Annotated in this window: 24 protein-coding genes; 14 read left to right on the top strand and 10 right to left on the bottom strand. The window is 68.8% G+C overall.

Going from position 1 to position 20,899, the window contains the following annotated elements:
• The first annotated feature begins 19 nt into the window (after positions 1-19).
• Both AC5P1C_RS07745 and AC5P1C_RS07750 read left to right on the top strand, forming a co-directional pair.
• Positions 20-1,036 (top strand): aldo/keto reductase, encoded by a 1,017-nt coding sequence (locus tag AC5P1C_RS07745; protein ID WP_493864898.1) that lies wholly within the window; start codon positions 20-22, stop codon positions 1,034-1,036.
• 24 nt (positions 1,037-1,060) lie between these two features.
• Positions 1,061-1,651, top strand: coding sequence for a TetR/AcrR family transcriptional regulator (locus AC5P1C_RS07750; protein WP_493864899.1), 591 nt, complete (start codon positions 1,061-1,063; stop codon positions 1,649-1,651).
• 19 nt (positions 1,652-1,670) lie between these two features.
• Here the strand turns inward: AC5P1C_RS07750 and AC5P1C_RS07755 are convergent, their stop codons facing one another.
• Both AC5P1C_RS07755 and AC5P1C_RS07760 read right to left on the bottom strand, forming a co-directional pair.
• Entirely contained in the window at positions 1,671-1,877 is a 207-nt protein-coding gene (locus AC5P1C_RS07755; RefSeq protein ID WP_361057975.1) for a hypothetical protein, read from the bottom strand.
• 92 nt (positions 1,878-1,969) lie between these two features.
• Complete coding sequence (locus tag AC5P1C_RS07760; protein WP_160504932.1) at positions 1,970-3,349, bottom strand: glycine--tRNA ligase; 1,380 nt, start codon at positions 3,347-3,349, stop codon at positions 1,970-1,972.
• A 156-nt stretch (positions 3,350-3,505) separates the two neighbouring features.
• On the opposite strand from AC5P1C_RS07760, the gene AC5P1C_RS07765 reads away from it, so the two are divergent.
• Genes AC5P1C_RS07765 through AC5P1C_RS07780 form a run of 4 tightly spaced genes read left to right on the top strand, consistent with a single transcriptional unit; the run spans position 3,506 to position 6,747 of the window.
• Positions 3,506-4,504 carry a metal ABC transporter substrate-binding protein gene (locus tag AC5P1C_RS07765; protein WP_493864900.1) on the top strand — a complete coding sequence of 333 codons (999 nt, stop codon included), beginning with the start codon at positions 3,506-3,508 and terminating at the stop codon, positions 4,502-4,504.
• A gap of 32 nt (positions 4,505-4,536) precedes the next feature.
• A complete protein-coding gene (locus tag AC5P1C_RS07770; protein WP_493864901.1) occupies positions 4,537-5,343 on the top strand; it encodes a metal ABC transporter ATP-binding protein in 807 nt (268 codons plus the stop codon).
• A 5-nt stretch (positions 5,344-5,348) separates the two neighbouring features.
• A complete protein-coding gene (locus AC5P1C_RS07775; RefSeq protein ID WP_493864987.1) occupies positions 5,349-6,254 on the top strand; it encodes a metal ABC transporter permease in 906 nt (301 codons plus the stop codon).
• A 37-nt stretch (positions 6,255-6,291) separates the two neighbouring features.
• Positions 6,292-6,747, top strand: a complete 456-nt coding sequence (locus AC5P1C_RS07780; protein WP_344527445.1) for a Fur family transcriptional regulator — start codon at positions 6,292-6,294, stop codon at positions 6,745-6,747.
• A gap of 69 nt (positions 6,748-6,816) precedes the next feature.
• Here the strand turns inward: AC5P1C_RS07780 and AC5P1C_RS07785 are convergent, their stop codons facing one another.
• The 3 genes from AC5P1C_RS07785 to AC5P1C_RS07795 are packed head-to-tail and all read right to left on the bottom strand — an operon-like array spanning position 6,817 to position 9,966.
• Complete coding sequence (locus tag AC5P1C_RS07785; protein WP_493864902.1) at positions 6,817-7,638, bottom strand: isoprenyl transferase; 822 nt, start codon at positions 7,636-7,638, stop codon at positions 6,817-6,819.
• Between the two features lie 48 nt (positions 7,639-7,686).
• Entirely contained in the window at positions 7,687-8,439 is a 753-nt protein-coding gene (gene recO, locus AC5P1C_RS07790; protein ID WP_493864903.1) for a DNA repair protein RecO, read from the bottom strand.
• 54 nt (positions 8,440-8,493) lie between these two features.
• Positions 8,494-9,966, bottom strand: coding sequence for a membrane-associated oxidoreductase (locus tag AC5P1C_RS07795; RefSeq protein ID WP_493864988.1), 1,473 nt, complete (start codon positions 9,964-9,966; stop codon positions 8,494-8,496).
• A gap of 106 nt (positions 9,967-10,072) precedes the next feature.
• On the opposite strand from AC5P1C_RS07795, the gene AC5P1C_RS07800 reads away from it, so the two are divergent.
• Complete coding sequence (locus tag AC5P1C_RS07800; protein ID WP_493864904.1) at positions 10,073-10,750, top strand: AIM24 family protein; 678 nt, start codon at positions 10,073-10,075, stop codon at positions 10,748-10,750.
• Here the strand turns inward: AC5P1C_RS07800 and AC5P1C_RS07805 are convergent.
• From AC5P1C_RS07805 to AC5P1C_RS07815, 3 genes are read right to left on the bottom strand one after another with little or no spacing between them, the layout of a single operon-like run.
• Entirely contained in the window at positions 10,747-11,379 is a 633-nt protein-coding gene (locus tag AC5P1C_RS07805; protein ID WP_493864905.1) for a DUF1266 domain-containing protein, read from the bottom strand. The genes AC5P1C_RS07800 and AC5P1C_RS07805 overlap by 4 nt on opposite strands.
• Positions 11,380-11,395: 16 nt before the next feature.
• The gene (locus AC5P1C_RS07810) at positions 11,396-11,611 is read right to left on the bottom strand and encodes a hypothetical protein (RefSeq protein ID WP_493864989.1); all 216 of its coding nucleotides are present in this window, start codon (positions 11,609-11,611) and stop codon (positions 11,396-11,398) included.
• A gap of 2 nt (positions 11,612-11,613) precedes the next feature.
• Positions 11,614-11,850: a hypothetical protein gene (locus tag AC5P1C_RS07815; protein WP_493864906.1), complete on the bottom strand. Its 237-nt coding sequence runs from the start codon at positions 11,848-11,850 to the stop codon at positions 11,614-11,616.
• A gap of 118 nt (positions 11,851-11,968) precedes the next feature.
• Here AC5P1C_RS07815 and AC5P1C_RS07820 point away from each other — a divergent pair, with 118 nt between their 5' ends.
• Both AC5P1C_RS07820 and AC5P1C_RS07825 read left to right on the top strand, forming a co-directional pair.
• On the top strand, positions 11,969-12,370 hold the full coding sequence (locus AC5P1C_RS07820) for a helix-turn-helix domain-containing protein (RefSeq protein WP_493864907.1): 402 nt from the start codon (positions 11,969-11,971) through the stop codon (positions 12,368-12,370).
• Complete coding sequence (locus AC5P1C_RS07825) at positions 12,352-12,627, top strand: DUF397 domain-containing protein (protein ID WP_493864908.1); 276 nt, start codon at positions 12,352-12,354, stop codon at positions 12,625-12,627. Before AC5P1C_RS07820 ends, AC5P1C_RS07825 begins: the two co-directional genes overlap by 19 nt.
• A gap of 51 nt (positions 12,628-12,678) precedes the next feature.
• On the opposite strand, the gene AC5P1C_RS07830 is transcribed toward AC5P1C_RS07825, so the two are convergent.
• Positions 12,679-13,164, bottom strand: coding sequence for a GNAT family N-acetyltransferase (locus AC5P1C_RS07830; protein WP_493864909.1), 486 nt, complete (start codon positions 13,162-13,164; stop codon positions 12,679-12,681).
• A gap of 71 nt (positions 13,165-13,235) precedes the next feature.
• On the bottom strand, positions 13,236-13,964 hold the full coding sequence (locus AC5P1C_RS07835) for a FadR/GntR family transcriptional regulator (protein WP_493864990.1): 729 nt from the start codon (positions 13,962-13,964) through the stop codon (positions 13,236-13,238).
• Between the two features lie 202 nt (positions 13,965-14,166).
• Between AC5P1C_RS07835 and AC5P1C_RS07840 the strand changes: the two genes are divergently transcribed.
• The 5 genes from AC5P1C_RS07840 to AC5P1C_RS07860 are packed head-to-tail and all read left to right on the top strand — an operon-like array spanning position 14,167 to position 20,805.
• Complete coding sequence (locus AC5P1C_RS07840; protein WP_493864991.1) at positions 14,167-15,846, top strand: ABC transporter substrate-binding protein; 1,680 nt, start codon at positions 14,167-14,169, stop codon at positions 15,844-15,846.
• Between the two features lie 33 nt (positions 15,847-15,879).
• Entirely contained in the window at positions 15,880-16,839 is a 960-nt protein-coding gene (locus tag AC5P1C_RS07845) for an ABC transporter permease (RefSeq protein WP_493864910.1), read from the top strand.
• Positions 16,839-18,830: a dipeptide/oligopeptide/nickel ABC transporter permease/ATP-binding protein gene (locus tag AC5P1C_RS07850; protein ID WP_493864911.1), complete on the top strand. Its 1,992-nt coding sequence runs from the start codon at positions 16,839-16,841 to the stop codon at positions 18,828-18,830. Before AC5P1C_RS07845 ends, AC5P1C_RS07850 begins: the two co-directional genes overlap by 1 nt.
• Positions 18,827-19,873: an oligopeptide/dipeptide ABC transporter ATP-binding protein gene (locus AC5P1C_RS07855; protein WP_493864912.1), complete on the top strand. Its 1,047-nt coding sequence runs from the start codon at positions 18,827-18,829 to the stop codon at positions 19,871-19,873. Before AC5P1C_RS07850 ends, AC5P1C_RS07855 begins: the two co-directional genes overlap by 4 nt.
• Positions 19,870-20,805 carry a dihydrodipicolinate synthase family protein gene (locus tag AC5P1C_RS07860; RefSeq protein ID WP_493864913.1) on the top strand — a complete coding sequence of 312 codons (936 nt, stop codon included), beginning with the start codon at positions 19,870-19,872 and terminating at the stop codon, positions 20,803-20,805. The genes AC5P1C_RS07855 and AC5P1C_RS07860 overlap by 4 nt, the downstream gene beginning before the upstream one ends.
• The last annotated feature ends 94 nt before the right edge of the window (positions 20,806-20,899 follow it).

The raw sequence follows: 20,899 nt of genomic DNA on the forward strand, positions 1-20,899 counted from the left end.
GTCATGGCATGGTGAATGCATGCGTACTCTCACCCTCGGAACCACCGGCCCCCAGTCCTCCGCCATCGGTCTCGGCGCCATGGGCATGTCCGCGCTCTACGGCGACGCCGACCGCACGGAGTCCATCGCGACCATCCACGCCGCCCTCGAAGCAGGCGTCACTCTCATCGATACCGGCGATTTCTACGCCATGGGTCACAACGAAATGCTGATCGGCGAAGCCCTCCGCTCCGCCCCCGCCGCGCGCCGCGAACAGGCGCTCACCAGCGTCAAGTTCGGCGCCCTCCGCGACCCGGACGGCGGCTGGTCCGGGCATGACGGGCGGCCCTCTGCCGTCAAGAACTTCGCCGCGTACTCGCTCCAGCGGCTCGGGGTCGACCACATCGACGTCTATCGCATCGCCCGCATCGACCCCGACGTCCCCATCGAGGAGACCGTCGGCGCGATCGCCGAGCTGGTCGAGAAGGGGCACGTCCGGCACATCGGGCTCTCGGAGGTCGGCGCCGACACCATCCGCCGCGCCGCCGCCACCGCCCCCATCTCCGACGTACAGATCGAGTACTCGCTCATCACACGCGGCATCGAGGAGCAGATCCTGCCGACGGTCAGCGAGCTCGGCATCGGGATCACGGCGTACGGAGTGCTCTCCCGCGGTCTCATCTCCGGCCACTTCTCCCGCGACCGCAAGCTGGCCGCGAACGACTTCCGGTCGATGAGCCCCCGCTTCCAGGGCGAGAACCTCGACCGGAACCTGGACCTCGTCGAAGCCCTCCGCAAGATCGCCGAGCAGAAGGGCGTCAGCGTCGCGCAGACGGCCATCGCCTGGGTCCTGGCCCAGGGCCCGCGGCACGACGCGGCGATCGTCCCGCTCGTCGGCGCCCGCCGCCGCGACCGTCTCACCGAGGCGCTCGGCGCCCTCGACGTGACCCTGGACGCGGCCGACCTCGCCGCGATCGAGCAGGCGGTGCCCGCGGACGCCGCGGCCGGCGCCCGCTACCCGGAGTCACAGATGGCGCACCTCGACAGCGAGCACTGATCGCCCCCGGGTACGGTCACTGTCATGGCAACCGGCACCCTGACCCCCGAGCGGATCCTCGAAGCCACGGAGGACATGCTGCGCCGCCACGGCGCGGCGAAGGCCACGGTCGTGGACGTGGCCCGCGCGCTCGGGGTGAGCCATGGCACGGTCTACCGCCACTTCCGCACGAAGGCGGCGCTCCGCGAGGCGGTCACGAAGCGGTGGCTGGACCGAACGACGGGCGAGTTGGTGCTGATCGTCGAGGACCGTTCGGTGCCCTCCGATGTCCGGCTGCGCCGCTGGTTCTCGGCGCTCTTCGCGGCCAAGCGCCGCAAGGCGGGCGACGATCCGGAGCTGTTCTCCACGTACGAGGTGCTGCTCGGTGAGAGCAGTTCCGTCGTCGAGGCGCACATCGGTGAACTGGTGGCGCAGCTGGAGGTGATCATCGGAGAGGGCATCCAGCGCGGCGAGTTGGCGTCACCGCTCCCCGATCCAGCGCTGGCCGCCCGCGCGGTCTTCGACGCCACCAACCGCTTCCACGACCCGGCCTACGCGGGCGAGTGGTCGAAGCCCGGCATCGAATCCGCCTTCACGGCGGTGGTCGACCTGGTCGTCCGCGGCCTGCGCCCCTAGCGGCCGCCGCCCGGAGAGTTCACGGCACCGACGGATCCACTGTCGCCTGATGCTCCTCCGCGAGGTGTTCCTCCGCCTTGAGCCACGGCAGGAACTGCACCCGCTTTCCCCAGCCGCACGTGTCGCAGCTCAACTGGCGTTGGACGCCCGACTTCTGCACGTGCACGACATGCTCGCGCCCGTGCTGGTCCCATCTGCTGACCTTGCTCGTGGTCATCGAAGGCATGGCGAACAGTGTGCAGCAGAAGCCCCCGGTTCCGTCCATCGGAACCGGGGGCTTCTTTCAACCTTCACTCAGCGGCGAACGTCCGAGCGGCGTCAGCAGCCCACCAGACGCGAGGCGAGGTAGCCCTCGATCTGGTCGAGGGAAACCCGCTCCTGCTTCATCGAGTCGCGCTCGCGCACCGTCACCGCGTTGTCGTCCAGGGTGTCGAAGTCGACCGTCACGCAGTACGGCGTGCCGATCTCGTCCTGGCGGCGGTAGCGGCGGCCGATGGCGCCCGCGTCGTCGAAGTCGATGTTCCAGTTCTGGCGCAGGGCCGTGGCGAGGCCCTTGGCCTTCGGCGACAGCTCCGGGTTACGGGAGAGCGGAAGCACCGCTACCTTCACCGGCGCGATGCGGTGGTCGAAGCGCATGACCGTCCGCTTCTCCAGCTTGCCCTTCGCGTTCGGCGCCTCGTCCTCGATGTAGGAGTCCAGGAGGAACGCCAGCATGGTGCGGCCCACGCCCGCCGCCGGCTCGATGACGTACGGGGTCCAGCGCTCGCCGGCCTCCTGGTCGAAGTAGGACAGGTCCTGGCCCGACGCCTTGGAGTGCGCGGACAGGTCGTAGTCCGTGCGGTTGGCGACGCCCTCGAGCTCGCCCCACTCGCTGCCGCCGAAGCGGAAGCGGTACTCGATGTCAGCGGTGCGCTTGGAGTAGTGGGAGAGCTTCTCCTTCGGGTGCTCGAACCACCGCATGTTCTCCTCGCGCAGGCCCAGGCCGGTGTACCAGTTCCAGCGCTGCTCCATCCAGTACTCCTGCCACTTCTCGTCCTCGCCCGGCTTGACGAAGAACTCCATCTCCATCTGCTCGAACTCGCGGGTCCGGAAGATGAAGTTGCCGGGCGTGATCTCGTTGCGGAAGGACTTGCCCATCTGCGCGATGCCGAACGGCGGCTTCTTGCGCGAAGTCTGCTGGACCTGGGCGAAGTTGGTGAAGATGCCCTGCGCGGTCTCGGGGCGCAGGTAGGCGACGGAGCCGCTGTCCTGCGTGGGGCCGAGGTGCGTGGAGAGCATGCCGGAGAACTGCTTGGGCTCGGTGAACTGGCCCTTGGTGCCACAGTTGGGGCAGTTGACGTCGGCCAGGCTCTCGGGCGGACGGCCGTGCTTGGCCTCGTAGGCCTCTTCCAGGTGGTCGGCGCGGTGCCGCTTGTGGCAGGAGAGGCACTCGGTCAACGGGTCGGAGAACGTCGCGACGTGACCCGAGGCCTGCCAGACCTCCGTGGCGAGGATCACCGACGAGTCGATACCGACGACGTCCTCGCGCGAAGTGACCATGTAACGCCACCACTGGCGCTTGAGGTTCTCCTTGAGCTCGACGCCGAGCGGCCCGTAATCCCAGGCGGCACGCTGGCCGCCGTAGATCTCACTGCACGGGTAAACAAAGCCACGGCGCTTGCTCAGGCTGACGATGCTGTCGATCTTGTCGGCGGCCACGGTGCTCTCTTCATTACGACGGTGGGCGAAGCGAATGACTCAGGTTACCGGCGGCCTTACCCCCCTAATCAAATCGGTTCCCGGTCGACCACGGATCCACCTCCGGTCCGACCCGCTAGTTGACAATCGTTTCCAGATTTGTTGAAAATGAGTGTCATGAACGTACGTCGCCTCATACCTACCGCAGCCGTCGCCTCCGTCACGGTCCTCGGCCTCACGGCCCTGTCCGCCTGCTCCTCCTCCAGCGCCGCGGACGACGACGGCAAGCTGAACGTGACGGCGTCGTTCTATCCCATGCAGTACCTGGCCGAGGAGATCGGCGGCGACCACGTCTCCGTGGACACCCTGACCAAGCCGGGTGTCGAGCCGCACGACCTGGAGCTCAGCCCGAAGCAGACCGCCTCGCTCGGCGAATCGGACTTCATCCTCTACCTCAAGGGCATCCAGCCCGCCGTCGACGACGCCATCGGCCAGTCCGGCGTGAAGAACACCGTGGATGCCGCGGAGCTCACCAAGCTGGAGAAGCACGGGACCGGGGTCGGCCACGACCACGGCCACGGAGGCGAAGAGCACGCCGGCGAGGAAGAACACGGACACGAGGAAGAGCACGGCCACGAGGGCGAGGGCGAGGCCGGAGCCGACCCGCACATCTGGCTCGACCCGGTGAAGTACGCCGAGGTCGCCGAGGGCGTCGGCAAGGCGATGGAGAAGGCCGACCCGGACCACGCCGCCACGTACAAGAAGAACACCGAAGCCCTGGTCAAGAAGCTGGACGGCCTGAACACGAAGTTCGAGGACGGCCTGAAGAACACGAAGACCAAGACCTTCATCACCACGCACTCCGCCTTCGGCTACCTCGCCGAGCGCTACGGCCTGGACCAGGAAGGCATCGCCGGCGTCGACCCCGAGTCGGACCCGAGCCCCGCCCGCATCAAGGAACTCCAGGACATAGCCAAGAAGGACGACGTCTCCACGGTGTTCTTCGAGACCCTCGCCAGCGACAAGACCGCCAAGACGCTCGCGAACGACGCGGGACTCAAGACGGACGTCCTCGATCCCCTGGAGGGAATCACGGACAAGTCCAAGGGCGATAACTATGTCGAGGTCATGGAGTCCAACCTCGCCGCGCTGCAGAAGGCCCTCGGCGCGAAATGAACGTACGGCTAGCAGCATCGGAGGCGCACGCCATGGGAGCCACGGAAGCCACGACCGGGGCGGAGTCCCCGCCCGTCATATCCGTGAGGGCGGCCACGGCCACCCTCGGCGCGCGCCCGGTGCTGCGCGGCATCGACCTCACCGTCAAGCGCGGTGAGGTCGTCGCCCTGCTCGGCGCGAACGGCTCGGGCAAGTCCACCGCCGTCCGCTCCGTGATCGGCCAAGTCCCCCTCACCGGCGGCGACATCAGCCTTTTCGGCACCCCCCTCAAGCGCTTTGGCCAGTGGGCCCGCATCGGCTACGTACCGCAGCGCACGACGGCCGCCAGCGGCGTCCCCGCGACGATCCGCGAGGTCGTGTCGGCCGGGCGCCTCTCGCGTACGAAACTGTCGAGGCTAGGCTGGTCGAGCAAGGCGGACCGCGCCGCGGTCGACCGGGCCATCGGGCTCGTCGGCCTCGCCGACCGCGCCAAGGACTCCGTGAGCGCCCTCTCCGGCGGCCAGCACCAGCGCGTGCTCATCGCCCGCGCGCTCGCCTCCGAGCCCGAGCTGCTGATCATGGACGAGCCGATGGCGGGCGTCGACCTCGCCAGCCAGGAGATCCTCGCCCAGACCCTGCGCGAGCAGGTCGCGGCCGGTACGACGGTTCTGCTCGTCCTGCACGAGCTGGGCGCCCTGGAGCCGCTGATCGACCGCGCGGTCGTCCTGCGCGACGGCTGCGTGACCCACGACGGCCCGCCGCCCAAGGCCACCGGACAGCACGCGCTGCCCGGCCACGACCACGTACATCCGCATTCGGCCGACGAGTACGAGCCGATCCGCACAGGACTGCTGACCTGATGATGATGGAAATCTTCCAGACCGAATTCATGCAGCGGGCGCTGATCGCCGCCGTCCTCGTCGGCATCACGGCCCCCGCCATCGGCATCTACCTCGTCCAGCGCCGCCAGGCCCTGATGGGCGACGGCATCGGCCACATCGCCATGACGGGCGTCGGCCTCGGCTTCCTGCTCAATTCGAGCCCCGTGTGGATGGCGACGCTGATCGCCGTCGTCGGCGCGGTGACGATGGAGCTGATCAGGGCCTACGGCAAGACGCGCGGCGACATCGCCCTCGCGATGCTCTTCTACGGCGGCATGGCGGGCGGTGTCCTGCTGATCAACCTCTCGGACACCGGCTCGAACGCGAACCTCTCCTCGTACCTCTTCGGCTCGCTCTCGACGGTCTCGGACTCCGACGTCACGGCGATCTGCCTGCTCGCCGCCTTTGTGGTCCTTGTCACGGTCGGCCTGCGCAAGCAGTTGTTCGCGGTGAGCCAGGACGAGGAGTTCGCGCGGGTGACGGGGCTTCCGGTGCGCGCGCTGAATCTGCTGATCGCGGTCACCGCGGCCGTGACGGTCACCGTCGCGATGCGCGTCGTGGGCCTGCTCCTGGTGAGCGCGCTCATGGTGGTCCCGGTGGCCGCGGCCCAGCAGATCACCCGCTCGTTCAAGGTGACGTTCATCCTGTCGGTGGTCATCGGCACCGCCGTGACCCTGTCCGGCACGGTGACGTCGTACTACCAGGACGTGCCGCCGGGAGCGACGATCGTCCTGATGGCGATCGGCGTCTTCGTCGTCCTGACGGCCCTCGCGACGCCCCTGGCCAGGCGCCGGGCGCGGGCCGTGGCTACCGCGGACGCGACCTGCACCGTGGACTTCCCCAAGGACGTCCCCGAGTCACGGCGTCCGGCGGACGAGGTCACCGTCTGAGAGTGAGCTGGCACAATGGCCCGACGGGATATGACAGATGTGCGGGCGATCGTGCGAGTTTTCAGTTGAGGAGGCACCTGTGACAACGGCTGCGGGACCCCCGGTACGAGGCCGATCCACCCGGCAGCGCGCCGCTGTGGCGGCGGCCCTGGGCGAGGTGGACGAGTTCCGCAGTGCGCAGGACCTGCACGACATGCTCAAGCACAAGGGCGATTCGGTGGGCCTGACGACGGTCTACAGGACGCTGCAGTCCCTCGCCGACGCGGGCGAGGTCGACGTGCTCCGCACGGACGAGGGCGAGTCGGTCTACCGCCGCTGCTCCACCGGCGACCACCACCATCACCTGGTCTGCCGGGTGTGCGGCAAGGCGGTCGAGGTCGAGGGCCCGGCGGTCGAGAAGTGGGCCGAGGCGATCGCTTCCGAGCACGGGTATGTGAACGTGGCGCACACGGTCGAGATCTTCGGCACGTGCGCGGAGTGCGCGAGCAAGTAGCCATGCGTACGTAGGGAAGGGCCCCCACCGTCAGCGCGACGGTGGGGGCCCTTCCCTACGTACGTATGGCTAACTGTCGGCGATCTGCTGCTCGTTCGGGATCGCTCCGCCGAAGCGGCGGTCACGCGAGGCGTATTCGAGGCAGGCGCGCCACAGGTCGCGGCGGTCGAAGTCCGGCCACAGGACGTCCTGGAAGACCATCTCGGCATAAGCGCTCTGCCAGAGAAGGTAGTTGGAGGTGCGCTGCTCGCCGCTCGGGCGCAGGAAGAGGTCGACGTCCGGCATGTCCGGGTAGTACAGGTACTTCGCGAAGGTCTTCTCGCTGACCTTGGAGGGGTCGAGCCGCCCCGCCTTCACGTCCTCGGCGAGCGCCTGTGCGGCGTCCGCGATCTCCGCGCGGCCGCCGTAGTTCATGCAGAAGTACAGGGTGAGCTTGTCGTTGCCCTTGGTCTGCTCCTGGGAGACTTCCAGCTCCTTGGCGACGGACTTCCACAGTTTGGGCATCCGGCCCACCCAGCGCACGCGGATACCGAGCTCGTCCAGCTGGTCGCGGGTCTTGCGGATGAAGTCGCGGTTGAAGTTCATCAGGAACTTCACCTCGTCCGGGGAGCGCTTCCAGTTCTCGGTGGAGAAGGCGTAGAGCGAGATCGCCCCGACGCCCATCTCGATGCCGCCCTGCAGCACGTCCAGGACGCGCTCGGCGCCGACCTTGTGCCCCTCGGTGCGCGGCAGGCCGCGGTCCTTCGCCCAGCGGCCGTTGCCGTCCATGACGATCGCCACGTGCTTGGGCACCAGCTCGCCGGGGATCTTCGGCGGTGTGGCGCCCGAGGGGTGCGGCTCGGGGGTCTTGTACTCACGGCGGGACCGTCCGAGGATTCCGCGTCGTGCCATGGGGGGCTCTCTCCTACCTAGCTGTTCTCTGTACGTGACGTGACGTGCTTACGTGGTTTTCTCGACGTACCGCAGCGAGCGGAGCCCGCGCTCCAAGTGCCAGTGCAGATAGGCGGAAACGAGCCCGCTGCCCTCCCTGACGTGCCGCGCCTCGCACGCGTCCGCGGCCTCCCAGTCTCCCGTGAGCAGCGCACCGAGCAGGCCGAGGGCTTCCGAGGAGGGTACGACGCTGCCGGGCACCCGGCAGTCGACGCAGACGGAGCCGCCCGCTGCGACGGAGAAGAACCGGTTCGGTCCGGGCATTCCGCACTTCGCGCAGGAGCTGAAGCTGGGTGCGTAGCCGTTCACGGCGAGGGAGCGGAGAAGGAACGCGTCGAGGATGAGATGCGGCTCGTGCTCGCCGTTGGCCAGTGTCCGCAGCCCGCCCACGAGCAGCAGGTACTGCTGCACGGCGGGCTCACCTTCGTGATCGGTGAAGCGTTCCGCGGTCTCCAGCATGGCCGTGCCCGCGGTGTAGCGCGCGTAGTCGGTGACGATCCCGCCACCGTACGGAGCGATGGTCTCACTCTGCGTACACAAGGGCAGTCCACGGCCGATGAGTTCGCTGCCGCGCGCGAAGAACTGCACGTCGACGTGCGAGAAGGGTTCGAGCCTGGCCCCGAACTTGGACTTGGTGCGCCGCACGCCGCGCGCGACGGCGCGGACCCGGCCGTGGCTGCGGGTGAGCAGCGTGATGATGCGGTCCGCCTCACCCAGCTTCTGGGTGCGCAGCACGACGCCGTCATCACGGAACAGACTCATGGGCCCATTCTCGCGTACGGGGCCGACAGCCGTGGCCGGGGTGGCCGATCGCCCCTACTGCCGGCTGATCGCCCGCGTGACGCCCGCCGCGATGGTCGTGGCCAGGGTCCATCCGGTGACGATCAGGGCGTACGAGAGCGTCTGATACGCCCCTTCCGCGGCGTACGCCTGCTCCTGGCCGAAGCCGACGATGGGGAGCAGCAGGTCGAGTGTGTAGAAGAAGGGGTCGAAGTCGGGTGCTTCGTCCGGCTTCAGGGCGCGGGGGTGGTGCAGGGCGTAGGTCACGGAACCCGCCAGGAGCAGCGAGAACAGCCACAGGGCGGCGCGGCCCGGACGGTAGCCGTAGCCGACGGTGGCGTCCTGGAGGTACCCCCAGGGCCTGGCCCACCAGGGCCGCGTCGTGCGGTGGCGGCGCAGTTTGGCGAGCTGCACCGTGCGGGCGGACGCGTCGTCGCCGATCCTGCGGTAGGCGGCGACGAGTTGCTCGTACGCGTACGGGACGTGGCCGTCGGTGTCCCGCTCCAGGACCTGGAGCCAGCGCTCGGCAGGCTCGTGCGGGCCGAACCTCGCGTACGTCAGGCCGTCCAGGCGGACGCGGTCCGGCCACGTCTCCGGGGCTATGTACAGAAGGTCGAGTTGGGCGCCGCGCAGGGTGATGGTGCCTTCGACCGGCGCGGCCCGGTGCAGCCACAGCGCGCCCCCCACCAGGCCACTGACGCGCAGAGACACGCCGCCCGGGTTGGAGAGACGGGCAGACCCGAAGTTGAGCTGGCCGGGAATGCGGGCACCGGCCAGATTGACCCGACCCCGCGCGGTGAGCCGCATGGCGTGGAAATCGGTCCCGACACTGAGGTTCGACGCGTGCAGGGCCGTGCCGCCCGGGTTGTCGAGCACGGCGTCGTCGAAGGTGATGTTCCCCGCGACGACGGCACCCGCCAGGCGCACAAGACCATGAGCCGTGAAGCCCCCGTCGGCCTGCAGGGCGTCGTCGATGGTGACGCGGCCGAGCGCCAGGATGGGCTCGGTGAGTTGCACGCCCTCCTCCCCCAGTTCCGCCCCGTCGAAGAACACCGCCCCCGAGATCCTCGCCCCGCCGAGCCGGACGGGCCCTCGGACCCGGCATCCGGTCATGCGCAACGAGCCGTCGACGCGCAGGGCGACGGCGTGCAGGCCGGGCAGCACGGACCGGCCCAGGTACAGCTGCCTCAGCTGCGCCCCGTACAGGTCGGGTTCTTCGTCGAAGTAGCAGGCCCACAGGTGGACGGGCCCCGCGACGTCCGCGTACTGAAGGTCGAGGCGTCCGCTGATCCGTGCCCCGGTGACCCTGAGTACCGGGGTCTCGCCCTCCTGGCGCGGTCCGTCGAGCAGCAGCGCACGGAGTACATCGGCCCGCACGGTTCGTTCGGGCCCCCATTCCGCCCCGGACTCGGGGGTGTCCCCGCTCGACGCCCGGAAGTCGACGGTTCGGCCGCGCGGGAACGCCTCCCACACGCGCCGCTCCGCGGGGGTCAGGTCATTGATCTCCATCGCCGCGACAATGACGCCGGCCGCCATGGGTGTCAACTGACCCTCCCTGGACATAAGTTGCTCTCCGGCCCCTGACTGAACCACCCACACCTGACAAACTGCCCGCATGAAGAGTGAGCTGTTCTCCACGGAGCACATGGCGCAGCAGTCCGTCGTCCCCGGGATGACCCTGCAGAACGCCACGTCCATCAAGTACGCGGTCAACGGCGAGATGCACGCCCGGCAGGGCGCGATGATCGCCTACCGCGGCGACCTGCAGTTCGAGCGCAAGGGCCAGGGCGTGGGCGGCATGCTCAAGCGTGCGGTGACCGGTGAGGGTCTTCCGCTGATGGCGGTGCGCGGGCAGGGCGAGGCGTGGTTCGCGCACGAGGCGCAGAACTGCTTCATCGTCGACATCGAGCCGGGCGACGTCCTCACCGTCAACGGCCGCAACGTCCTGTGCTTCGACGCGACGCTCTCGTACGAGATCAAGACGGTGAAGGGCGCGGGCGTCACCGGCGGCGGCCTCTTCAACAGTGTCTTCACCGGGGCCGGTCAGCTCGGCCTGGTCTGCGACGGCAACCCGCTGGTGATCCCGGTGTCGCCGCAGCAGCCGGTGTACGTCGACACGGACGCGGTGGTCGGCTGGACGGCGAACCTGGACACCTCGCTGCACCGCTCGCAGTCCATCGGCTCGATGATCAGGGGCGGTTCAGGGGAAGCGGTGCAGTTGCTGCTGCGGGGCGAGGGTTACGTCATCGTGCGGCCGAGCGAGCTGACCCCGTCGAAGCCGCAGGCGCACTAGCCCCTGCGGGCCCGCCGGACCTGGTCGGGGTGGCTGATGGCTTCCCAGGGGGCGAGGTTCCACGGGCTCGCGCGGTTCGCCGGGTCCAGGAGCGCCTGGAGGTGGGCGTCGGAGACGGCCTGGGGGGCGGGGAAGCTCTCGCTCTCCGTGCCCCTGAGGCTGTCGCGCCAGACCTCCCTGCCGAGGAGGTAGTGGTCGGCGTACTCCTTCCAGGAGGCGTACGTCCCCGCGACCGCCGGCACGACGTTCTTGAGCCGGTTCCAGGTATCGGTCTCGCTCAGCATCCCGCAGGCGAAGCCGCGCCGTGAGATGTCCACGTAGAGCGCGATGTCCCAGGCCAGCGGGGCGACGCCGGTGCGGCGCTGGGCCATGGCCCGGTAGCCGGTGTTCGCGAGCCCGGCCAGGCGCCCGAGCAGCTGCTCGGGCGCGGTGATCTCCCACTGATCGGCGAGCCACTTCTCGGCCTTGCCGTCGTCGATGCGGGTGAACGGATACAGGGTCGTCCGGGACGCGTCCTTGTCGCGGCTCACCGGCGCGCTCAGCGACACCATCCAGAGCTGGTGCGTGGTGAGCGGTGTCGAGTACTTGGACTCGACCCTCGGCTTGTTCCACTTCCTCCATATCGCCATGCGCCCGCACACTACTTCACGGCACTTCGCCCCGACTTCGTGCGTTCGCATAGGCGGTCGCGGCGCGGAGCCGCTCCGATTCGGTGGCGGTTCTGAGCGCGTCCGGCGTGCAGTCCCACTCCCGCCCGCCGCCGAAGGGGCGCAGCTGCGTGTAGGGCCCTTCGTGACCCATGACCCTGCCGACCTGGCCGGTGCGGGTGTCCACGGCGTAGGCGCCGATGGGCAGATACAGGTTCACCGTGGCACCTCGCCTTCGCCACGTGGCAGGACCGCCGCGAGGCGTGTCCCTACGTCGACGGAACATCCGCCCAATTCGATGATCGGACAGGGGGCTTCACGGGCCCAGGATGTGGGGTCGATCCGCAATGACGGAAGAATAATTCCGGCCCGTGCGAGTGCGGCACGCAATTCTTTCACGGTCTCCTCCGCTTCTTCGACGCATAGCGTCGAGTGCGCCTTGCTTTCAGCCATGACGTGACTCCCCTTTCCCATCGGACTTCACGCTTCGTGTCTCGATGGTGACGGGTCCGGCCTACACTCGTGAGGGGTCTGCTCTCTACAACTGCGGGGCAGTGAAGGGTGGTTGGCCGTGGCCAATGGTTCGCGACAGGCGGCTTGGGAGTTCTTCGGGGCCGAGTTGAAGAGGCGCCGGGAGGACGCGGGGCTCACGCAGTCCGCGCTGGGGCTTCAGGTCTTTGTGTCCGGTGCGTACATCGGCCAATTCGAACAGGCAATTCGCAAACCGCAGTTGGATGTCGCGCAGCGGATCGACGAGATTCTGCAATCCGACGGTATTTTCGAGCGGATGTGCCGCAAGCTGATCGATGACAAGCGGTATGCCGATTATTTCGCTCACGTCGAACCAGCCGTGGTCAAGCGTGCCCATGCGACTTACGATCTGCTTAGGGCCGCCGCTTTGTCGCCGGAGGCGTCCCTCGCCCTGATCGAGTCGGCGGCTGAGGACTACAGACGATGTACGAGTACGACCTGAGCACCGCACACTGGTACAAGAGCACGTACAGCAACGGTGACGGCGGCAACTGCGTCGAGGTCGCCTACGACTTCATCGGCGCCGCACGCTGGCGCAAGAGCACCTACAGCGATGGCAACGGCGGCAGTTGCGTCGAGGTTGCCGACGGAGTCCCCGGCATCGTCCCCGTGCGGGACAGCAAGAACCCCGAAGGCCCCGTCCTCCTGCTGGGCGCCAAGCCGTGGGCCGCGTTCGTGGCAGGCGTCAGCGCCACGTAACCAGGGGCGCGGGGAACTGCGCGACCAAACCCCACCGACCCGCGGTGAAAATCAGGACCCCAGCCCCTCCCTGCGGTACCGGATCTCACCACCGTCCCCCGGACCCACACCCACCACCACAAACCCCGCACGCACCAGCACGGCCCGCGACCCCACGTTCCCCGTATCCGTAGCCGCCCGCAGGGCAGTAAGCCCGTACTCCGCGGCAGCGACCCCGCACAGCTGGCGTACCGCGCTCGTGGCGAGGCCGCGCCCCGCCGCGCTCTCGGCGATGCGATAGCCGAGCTCAGCTTCCCCGCCCTCCACGTCGACGAGGTTGACCCTCCCGACAACGGCACCGTCACCAGCCACCAGGACATGGAAGTGACAGGCACCCGCGTCCTGTTCGGCCAGCAGGGCCGCATGCCGGGCGGCGAACTCGGCGAAGTACGCGTCGCCGCGGTCGGGGACGGACCGAGCGAAGTACTCCCGGTTCTCCCGCTCGAAGGCAAGCACGGCAGATGCATGGTCGGAGCGCAGACGCTGCAGTTCGGGCATGGCGGAACGCTAACCCTGCGACTCCCGCCGCCGCACCGGAAATATCCGGCACCCCGCGGGGTCACCGCGCCTCACCCCACCCCCCGAGACCCCTCCCCCGACCGCGCCGCGATCCCCCGGAAGTGATCCGCCATCGCCCGCTGCGCGCCCGCCACGTCCCGTGCCCGCAGCGCCGTCACTATGTCCCTGTGCCTGCGTACCGTCACGTCCGGCGCCGGGTCGCGGGCCCAGCCGCGTACGCCCGCCACCCGGTTGAAGACGTTCCAGAACGCGCCGAGCAGCTGCGGCACCAGCTCGTTGCCGAGCGAGCGGTAGAGCGTCTCGTGGAACTCGCGGTCGAGGTCCGGGAAAGCCGCGCCTCCGTCCGCCGATTCCTCCATCTTGCGGACCAGCGCCTCCAGTTCGCACAGCTCCTCGTCCGTCAGGAGCACCGCCACCCGGCGGACGAGGCCCTCCTCCAGGACCTCACGCACCTGGAGGATCTCCGCCAGCGCGTGGGTGTCGTCCGTGAGTTGCGCCAGTGCGCGGAACGTCAGGCCGTCGGCCAGGGGGGTCAGTGATGCCTGGCCCACGTACGTCCCGTAGCCGTGTCTGATCTCCACTATGTCCAGGGCCTGGAGCGCCTTGAGTGCCTCGCGCACCGAGTTCCTGCTGACCCCCAGCTCTTCCATCAGCTCGGCCTCGGTGGGCAGCGACGCGCCCGGACGGAGTCTCCGATCGAGGATCAACTGCATGACCGCGCGCTGGACTTGGCTGCCCACGCGCCGTTCGCGTACTGGCTCCTGAGGCATGCGGCACATCGTAGGCCCGCATGACATCCCACGTCCCACCTCCGGAGCGAGATCATCTGCACGGAGCCCCGAAGAGTCCGGAATGCGATCCGTGCGCGATCTCTTGACCGGCCATCGCGGCGCTCTTATGGTCGCCACGCCACCACGACGTAGGACGTGGGATCTCTCAAGGAGCAAGGGAGACACAGTGAGCGACGACCAGAAGACCAGCATCGGCTCCGCCGGGACGGCGTCCAGCTCCGCCGGGGCGGCGTTCAGCTCCACCGGACACACCGGACCCGCACCGGACCGCCGGTCCTTCATCAAGTACACCGGTGCGCTGGGCGCGGCCGCCGCCATCACCACCACGCTCTCCGCCTGCTCGTCGGGGCCCGAGTCCACGAACGACGCCGGAGGGGGCGGCGGCAAGGGCGCCGGCTCCACCCTCACCGCCGTCATCGGCTATGGGAACGACGGCAGTTGGGACCCGACGCAGACCGCGTCCGCCTTCGCGATGGCCGGCAACGAGCACATCTACGAGGGGCTGCTCAACACCGACCCCATCACCCGCGAGCCGTATGCCGCGCTCGCCACGGAGATCCCCACCGACGACAAGGCGACCACCTGGAAGTTCACGCTGCGGCCCGGCGCCAAGTGGCACGACGGGAAGCCCGTCACCGCCGACGACGTGGTGTTCGTCTTCGACCGCATCCTGGACCCGAAGACGCAGACCTTGGCCAAGGGCTTCTTCGAGAGCTGGCTGAAGGAGGTCAAGAAGGTCGACGCGACCTCCGTCGAGCTGGTTCTGAAGTTCCCGTTCCCTGATGGGCTTGCCCGGCTCTCGCTCGCCAAGATCATGCCGAAGCACGTCTACTCCAAGCCCGGCGCCTGGGACGAGGCGACCAAGGGCAAGGCGGTGGGCTCGGGCCCGTACAAGCAGGCGTCGCACCACGCGAAGTCCAACACCACCTTCGAGGCCTTCGCCGACTACAACGGCCCGCGCAAGGCCGCCTTCAAGAAGATGAACTGGCTGACCATCGTGGACGCGGCCCCCCGCGTCGCGAAGATCTCCGGCGGCAGCGCGGACTCGGAGATCGCGGACAACATCCCGTACGCCAACATCCAGCAGTTGGAGAAGGGCGGGCTGACGGTCGAGGGCGGGGCGGGGATGAACAACCTGTTCCTGATGTTCAACACCGCGCACAAGCCCTTCGACGACGTACGCGTGCGCCAGGCCCTGCACTACGCCATCGACACCGAGAAGATGATCCAGGTCGCGCTCAAGGGCCACGGCAAGGCGTCGACGTCGTTCCTCAACGAGTCCAACCCCTCCTACCGCCCGGCGAAGACGGTCTACGCGTACGACCCCGAGAAGGCGAAGAAGCTCCTGAAGGAGGCCGGGGTCAAGGATCTGTCGATCAATCTCATGGCGGTGAACGTGAGTTGGATCGTCGACTGCCTGCCGACCATCAAGGCCTCATGGGACGCGATCGGCGTCAAGACGACCCTGGATCCGCAGGAGACCACCGCGGTCTTCACCAAGATGGACCAGAAGAAGGACTACCAGATCGTCGCGGCCGCATCGAACCCCAACCAGTTCGGCATCGAGGCCGACCTGATCATGCACTACAACTACGGGCCCGAGAACCTGTGGATGGGCTACGCCCGCTGGGCGGGCAACTCCACCGCCAAGAAGCTCTTCAAGGACATGGACCAGGCGACGCGCGAGCCCGACGCGACGAAGAAGAAGGCGATGGTCCAGGACTACATCGACATCGTCGCCGAGGAGGCCGTGATCTATCCGGTCGTCCACAACGAGCTGATGACCGCCTGGGACCCGAAGAAGCTCACCGGCATCAAGGCGCAGCCCTATCCCGGCATCAATCTCCTCCAAGCGAAATGGGCCGACTAGCCCTTCCGGCACGACCGTTGGGAGTCGTACGACGTGACCGCCATCGTCAGAATCCTGGCCCGCCGCCTCGCACTGCTCGTCCCGCTGCTGCTCGGCATCGTCCTGTTCGTCTTCCTCGTGATGCGGTTCTCGGACGTCGATCCGGCGTCGGCGTTCTTCCAGGGCGCCAACCCGACCGAGGAGCAGCTGCAGCAGTTCCGCGAGGACAACGGACTGCTCGATCCGCTGCCGGTGCGCTATGTCGCCTTCGTCGGTGATCTGGTCCAGGGCGACATGGGCATCAGCGTGCTCACCCGCTCACCGGTGGTCGACCAGGTCACCACCGCGCTTCCGCTCACCGTGCAGCTGACCTTCATGGGCCTCGGCATCGCGGTGGTCATCTCGCTGCTGCTCGGCGTGACCGCCGCGATCTACCGCGACCGGCTGCCCGACCAGCTGATCCGCGTCATCTCGCTGACCGGCGTGGCGGCGCCCGGCTTCTGGCTCGCGCTGCTCATGATCCAGTATCTGGCGGTGGAGGCGGGTTGGTTCCCGACCGGCGGATACGTCAACCCCGGTGATTCACTGAGCGGTTGGCTGAAGACGATGACGCTGCCGGCCTTCGCACTCTCGCTCCCCGTGGCCGCCGGGCTCACCCGCATCATCCGTACGGCCGTCGTCGAGGAGCTCGACAAGGACTACGTACGGACGGCGATCGGCAGCGGTCTGCCGCCGGTGGTGGTCGTCGGCCGCAACGTCCTGCGCAACGCCCTGATCAACCCGCTGACGGTGCTCGGTCTGCGCGTCGGCTATCTGATGGGCGGCGCGGTCGTCATCGAGACGATCTTCTCGCTGCCCGGCATGGGGAAGCTGATGATCGACGCCGTGAAGAACGGCGACCCGGCCGTCGTGCAGGGGGTCGTCATCACGACGGCGGTCGGGTTCGTGGTCGTGAACCTGGTCCTCGACATCCTCCACCTGCTGGTCAATCCGCGCCTGAGGGGGGCCGCTTGATGATCATGTCGCGCAAGGCACTGACCGAACGGCTCTCGCAGCCGGGCATCCGGCTGCGGTCACTGGGCCGCCTCCCCCTGCTCTCCCGCGTCGCGGTGGGCATCGTGGGCGTGGTCGTCCTCGTGGCGCTCTTCGCGCCGCTGATCGCCCCGCACGACCCGCTCGACCAGCAGCCGCAGGTCGACGGCACGGGGCACCCGTCGGCCGACCACTGGATGGGGCAGGACAGTCTCGGCAGGGACATCCTCAGCCGGCTGATGTACGGGGCCCGCTGGTCCCTGGCGATCGGGCTCGGGGCGACGCTGCTCGCCCTGATCGTGGGCGCGGTGCTCGGCGCCATCGCCGCGACCTCGCGCAAGGCCGTCGACGAGACGCTGATGCGGTGCCTTGACGTCGTCATGGCGTTCCCCGGGATCGCGCTCGCGGCCGTCCTCGTGGCGGTGTTCGGGGGCGGCATCCTCGTACTGATCTGCGCCATCGCGTTCCTGTTCACACCGCCGATCGCACGGGTCGTGCGCGCGAACGTGATGGATCAGTACGGCGAGGACTATGTCGTCGCCGAACGCATCGTCGGCGCCCGCACCCCGCACATCCTCATCAAGCACGTGGCCATCAACTGCGCCGCGCCGATCCTGGTGTTCTGCACGGTGCAGGTCGCCGAGGCCATCGTCTTCGAGGCCTCGCTGTCCTTCATCGGCGCGGGCGTACGGCCGCCGGACCCGTCCTGGGGCAGCGTCATCGCCGACGGCAAGAACATGGTGCTGCTCGGCGGCTGGTGGGCGACCGTCTTCCCCGGCCTCCTGATGCTGATCACGGTCCTCGCCCTGAACATCCTCTCCGAGGGCGTGTCGGATGCCTGGGCGGCGCCCGCGACGCGCGACGTGCCGGGCGCGGCCCGCAAGGAGGACCGCCTCGAAGCCCCCGAGCCGGGCAGCGGCAAGGTCCTTGAGCTGCCGGGCCTGACGGAGGCGGCCCAGCGCCTGCGCTCACGCGCGCGACCACTGCCGGAAGGAGATCCGGTCCTGGCGGTCTCCGACCTCGCGATCGGCTTCGACGGCCGCCACGGCGGTGTGGACATCGTCGACGGCATCAGCTTCCACGTGCGACCGGGTGAAGTCCTCGGCCTGGTGGGCGAGTCGGGCTGCGGCAAGTCGCTCACCGCGCTGACCGTGATGGGCCTGGAGCCGAAGGGCGCACGTGTCAGCGGCCACGTCACCTTCGACGGACAGCAGTTGATCGGCATGCCCATGCGGGCCCGCAGGAGGCTGCTCGGCCACGACATGGCAATGATCTACCAGGACGCCCTTTCGTCCCTGAACCCCGCGATGACGGTCCGCTCCCAGCTCAAACAGGTCGTACGAAGGGGAGGGCGCCGCACGGCGGTGGAGCTCCTCGAACTGGTCGGCCTTGACCCGGACCGCACCCTGCGCAGCTACCCGCACGAACTCTCCGGCGGCCAGCGGCAGCGGGTCCTGATCGCGATGGCCCTCTCCCGCGACCCGAAACTGATCGTCGCGGACGAGCCGACGACGGCCCTGGACGTCACGGTGCAGGCCCAGGTCATCCAGCTCCTGCTCCGGCTGCGCGAGGAGCTGGGCTTCGCGCTGATCCTCGTATCGCACGACCTGGCTCTGGTCGCGGACGTCACCGACCGGGTGGTGGTGATGTACGGCGGCCAGATCGTCGAGACGGGCGTGACGGCGGACCTCGTCGAGGCGCCGTCGCACCACTACACGCGGGGCCTGCTCGGCTCGGTCCTCTCGCTGGAATCGGCGGCGGAACGCCTGACCCAGATCAAGGGCGTCGTCCCCTCGCCCGCCGACTTCCCCGCGGGCTGCCGGTTCGCGGACCGCTGCCCCCTGGCGAGCGAGGTGTGCCGCACGACGGCGCCCCGACTCGTCGGCGGGGCCGGGCACTCCATCGCCTGCCACCATCCGGCGGAGCAGCCGCCGAGAGTGCCGAAGCCCAGGGGAAGCGAGGCCCTCAAGTGAGTACGGATCTGATCTCGTTGAGCGACGCGCATGTCGTGCACCGGGCGCGCTCGGGCGGGTTGCTGTCGCGTGACCGTGTGTACGCCCTGACCGGCGCCGAGCTGACCATCGCGCCCGGCGAGACGGTGGGCGTCGTGGGCGAGTCGGGGTGCGGGAAGTCGACGCTCGCGAAGGTGCTCGTGGGGGTGCAGCGGCCCACGGCGGGCACGGTGTCCTTCCGGGGCCGGGACCTGTGGACGATGAAGCCCGCCGAGCGCCGGGCCGCGATCGGCCGGAACACCGGCATGATCTTCCAGGACCCGTCGACGGCGCTGAACCGCCGGCTGACGGTGCGGCAGATCCTCCGGGACCCGCTGGACGTCCACAGAGTGGGGACCACGGCCCAACGCAACGAGCGAGTGCGGGAGTTGATGTCCCTGGTAGGTCTCCCCAAGGTCCTGGCGGACGGATTGCCCGGACAACTGTCCGGCGGACAACGCCAACGCGTGGCGATCGCCCGCGCGCTGGCGCTCGAACCGGAGCTGGTGGTGGCGGACGAGCCGACGAGCGCGCTCGACGTCTCCGTGCGCGCGCAGATCCTCAACCTCCTCCTGGACCTGAAGGAGCGGCTCGGCCTGGCCCTGGTCTTCGTGTCGCACGACATCCAGACGGTGCGCAGGATGAGTGACCGGGTCATCACGATGTACCTGGGCAGGATCGTGGAGGAGTCGCCGGCGGAGGAGATCCTGGACAGGGCACGCCACCCCTACACACGGGCCCTGTTCTCGGCGACGCCCGGCCTCCTGGACCCCATCGACCCGATCCCGCTCGTCGGCCCGGTGCCGTCGGCCACGCGACCGCCGAGCGGATGCCCGTTCCGTACGCGGTGCTGGAAGGCGGACGAGGCCTGCGCCGCCACCATGCCGGACTTCGCGTTCTCCGTGTCGACGGAGGGGTCCGGACACCGCTACCGCTGCCACCACCCCGTGCGGGACGGCCAGTCCACGCACGAGCTAGTGATCCAGTCCGCCGCCACGGACGCGAGCCCCAGGGAGACTCCATGACTCTGCCCACCCCGCTGACCGGTGTCGTTCCGCCCGTCTGCACTCCTCTGACACCGGAGCGCGAGGTGGACACGGCGTCGCTCGTCAGGCTTGTCGACCACTTGGTGGCGGGCGGGGTCGACGGTCTCTTCGTCCTCGGCTCGTCGTCGGAGACGGCGTTTCTGACGGACGGGCAGCGGAGGGTGGTGATCGACACGGTGGCGGGCCATGTGGGGGGTCAACTCCCGGTGCTTGCAGGGGCGATCGACATGGCGACGCCACGGGTCCTCGACCACGTCCGCGCGGTGACGGAGGCGGGAGCGGACGGCGTGGTGGTGACGGCCCCCTTCTACACGCGCACACACCCGGCCGAGGTGGCCCGCCACTTCCGCCTGGTGGCGGCGGGTTCACCGGTACCGGTCTTCGCGTACGACCTGCCGGCCTCGGTCCACTCCAAACTGGGCGCGGAGCTGGTTCTGGAGCTGGCGGCGGAGGGGGTCCTTGCCGGACTGAAGGACTCCAGCGGGGACGAAGGGAACTTCCGGGAGGTCGTGCTGGGGGCGCGGGGGCGGACGGACGTCTCGGGGTTCAGTGTGCTGACGGGGTCGGAGACGACGGTGGACGCGGCGCTTGCGATGGGGGCGGATGGGGTGGTTCCGGGGTTGGGGAATGTGGACCCCGGGGGATATGCGCGGCTGTATCGGTACTGCCGGGAGGGGGATTGGGGGCGGGCTCGGGTGGAGCAGGAGCGGTTGTGCGGGCTTTTCGGGATGGTGCGGGTCGGGGATCCCGCGAGGATGGGCGGCAGCTCGTCCGCGCTCGGGGCGTTCAAGGCGGCGCTGCATCTGCGGGGGGTGATCGCTTGTCCGGTTACGGCGGAGCCGCAGGTTCCGCTGTCTGCGGGGGAGGTTGAGCGGGTGGGGAAGTTTTTGGCGGGGGCGGGGTTGTTGTAAGGACGGTCCCTGCGGGGCTTTCCCCGATCCCGCCCCTTCCCGAAACTGGGGCTCCGCCCCGGACCCCGCTCCTCAAACGCCGGAGGGGCTGAAC

Source organism: Streptomyces sp. A18, from assembly GCF_059026065.1.

What these genes read in the sequence shown, in the direction of transcription:
- AC5P1C_RS07745 (WP_493864898.1), top strand. Translation starts at nt 20, where the DNA reads ATGCGTACTCTCACCCTCGGAACCACCGGCCCCCAGTCCTCCGCCATC.
- AC5P1C_RS07750 (WP_493864899.1), top strand. Translation starts at nt 1,061, where the DNA reads ATGGCAACCGGCACCCTGACCCCCGAGCGGATCCTCGAAGCCACGGAG.
- AC5P1C_RS07755 (WP_361057975.1), bottom strand. Translation starts at nt 1,877, where the DNA reads ATGCCTTCGATGACCACGAGCAAGGTCAGCAGATGGGACCAGCACGGG.
- AC5P1C_RS07765 (WP_493864900.1), top strand. Translation starts at nt 3,506, where the DNA reads ATGAACGTACGTCGCCTCATACCTACCGCAGCCGTCGCCTCCGTCACG.
- AC5P1C_RS07770 (WP_493864901.1), top strand. Translation starts at nt 4,537, where the DNA reads ATGGGAGCCACGGAAGCCACGACCGGGGCGGAGTCCCCGCCCGTCATA.
- AC5P1C_RS07775 (WP_493864987.1), top strand. Translation starts at nt 5,349, where the DNA reads ATGGAAATCTTCCAGACCGAATTCATGCAGCGGGCGCTGATCGCCGCC.
- AC5P1C_RS07780 (WP_344527445.1), top strand. Translation starts at nt 6,292, where the DNA reads ATGTGCGGGCGATCGTGCGAGTTTTCAGTTGAGGAGGCACCTGTGACA.
- AC5P1C_RS07785 (WP_493864902.1), bottom strand. Translation starts at nt 7,638, where the DNA reads ATGGCACGACGCGGAATCCTCGGACGGTCCCGCCGTGAGTACAAGACC.
- recO (WP_493864903.1), bottom strand. Translation starts at nt 8,439, where the DNA reads ATGAGTCTGTTCCGTGATGACGGCGTCGTGCTGCGCACCCAGAAGCTG.
- AC5P1C_RS07795 (WP_493864988.1), bottom strand. Translation starts at nt 9,966, where the DNA reads ATGGAGATCAATGACCTGACCCCCGCGGAGCGGCGCGTGTGGGAGGCG.
- AC5P1C_RS07800 (WP_493864904.1), top strand. Translation starts at nt 10,073, where the DNA reads ATGAAGAGTGAGCTGTTCTCCACGGAGCACATGGCGCAGCAGTCCGTC.
- AC5P1C_RS07805 (WP_493864905.1), bottom strand. Translation starts at nt 11,379, where the DNA reads ATGGCGATATGGAGGAAGTGGAACAAGCCGAGGGTCGAGTCCAAGTAC.
- AC5P1C_RS07815 (WP_493864906.1), bottom strand. Translation starts at nt 11,850, where the DNA reads ATGGCTGAAAGCAAGGCGCACTCGACGCTATGCGTCGAAGAAGCGGAG.
- AC5P1C_RS07825 (WP_493864908.1), top strand. Translation starts at nt 12,352, where the DNA reads ATGTACGAGTACGACCTGAGCACCGCACACTGGTACAAGAGCACGTAC.
- AC5P1C_RS07830 (WP_493864909.1), bottom strand. Translation starts at nt 13,164, where the DNA reads ATGCCCGAACTGCAGCGTCTGCGCTCCGACCATGCATCTGCCGTGCTT.
- AC5P1C_RS07835 (WP_493864990.1), bottom strand. Translation starts at nt 13,964, where the DNA reads ATGTGCCGCATGCCTCAGGAGCCAGTACGCGAACGGCGCGTGGGCAGC.
- AC5P1C_RS07850 (WP_493864911.1), top strand. Translation starts at nt 16,839, where the DNA reads ATGATCATGTCGCGCAAGGCACTGACCGAACGGCTCTCGCAGCCGGGC.
- AC5P1C_RS07860 (WP_493864913.1), top strand. Translation starts at nt 19,870, where the DNA reads ATGACTCTGCCCACCCCGCTGACCGGTGTCGTTCCGCCCGTCTGCACT.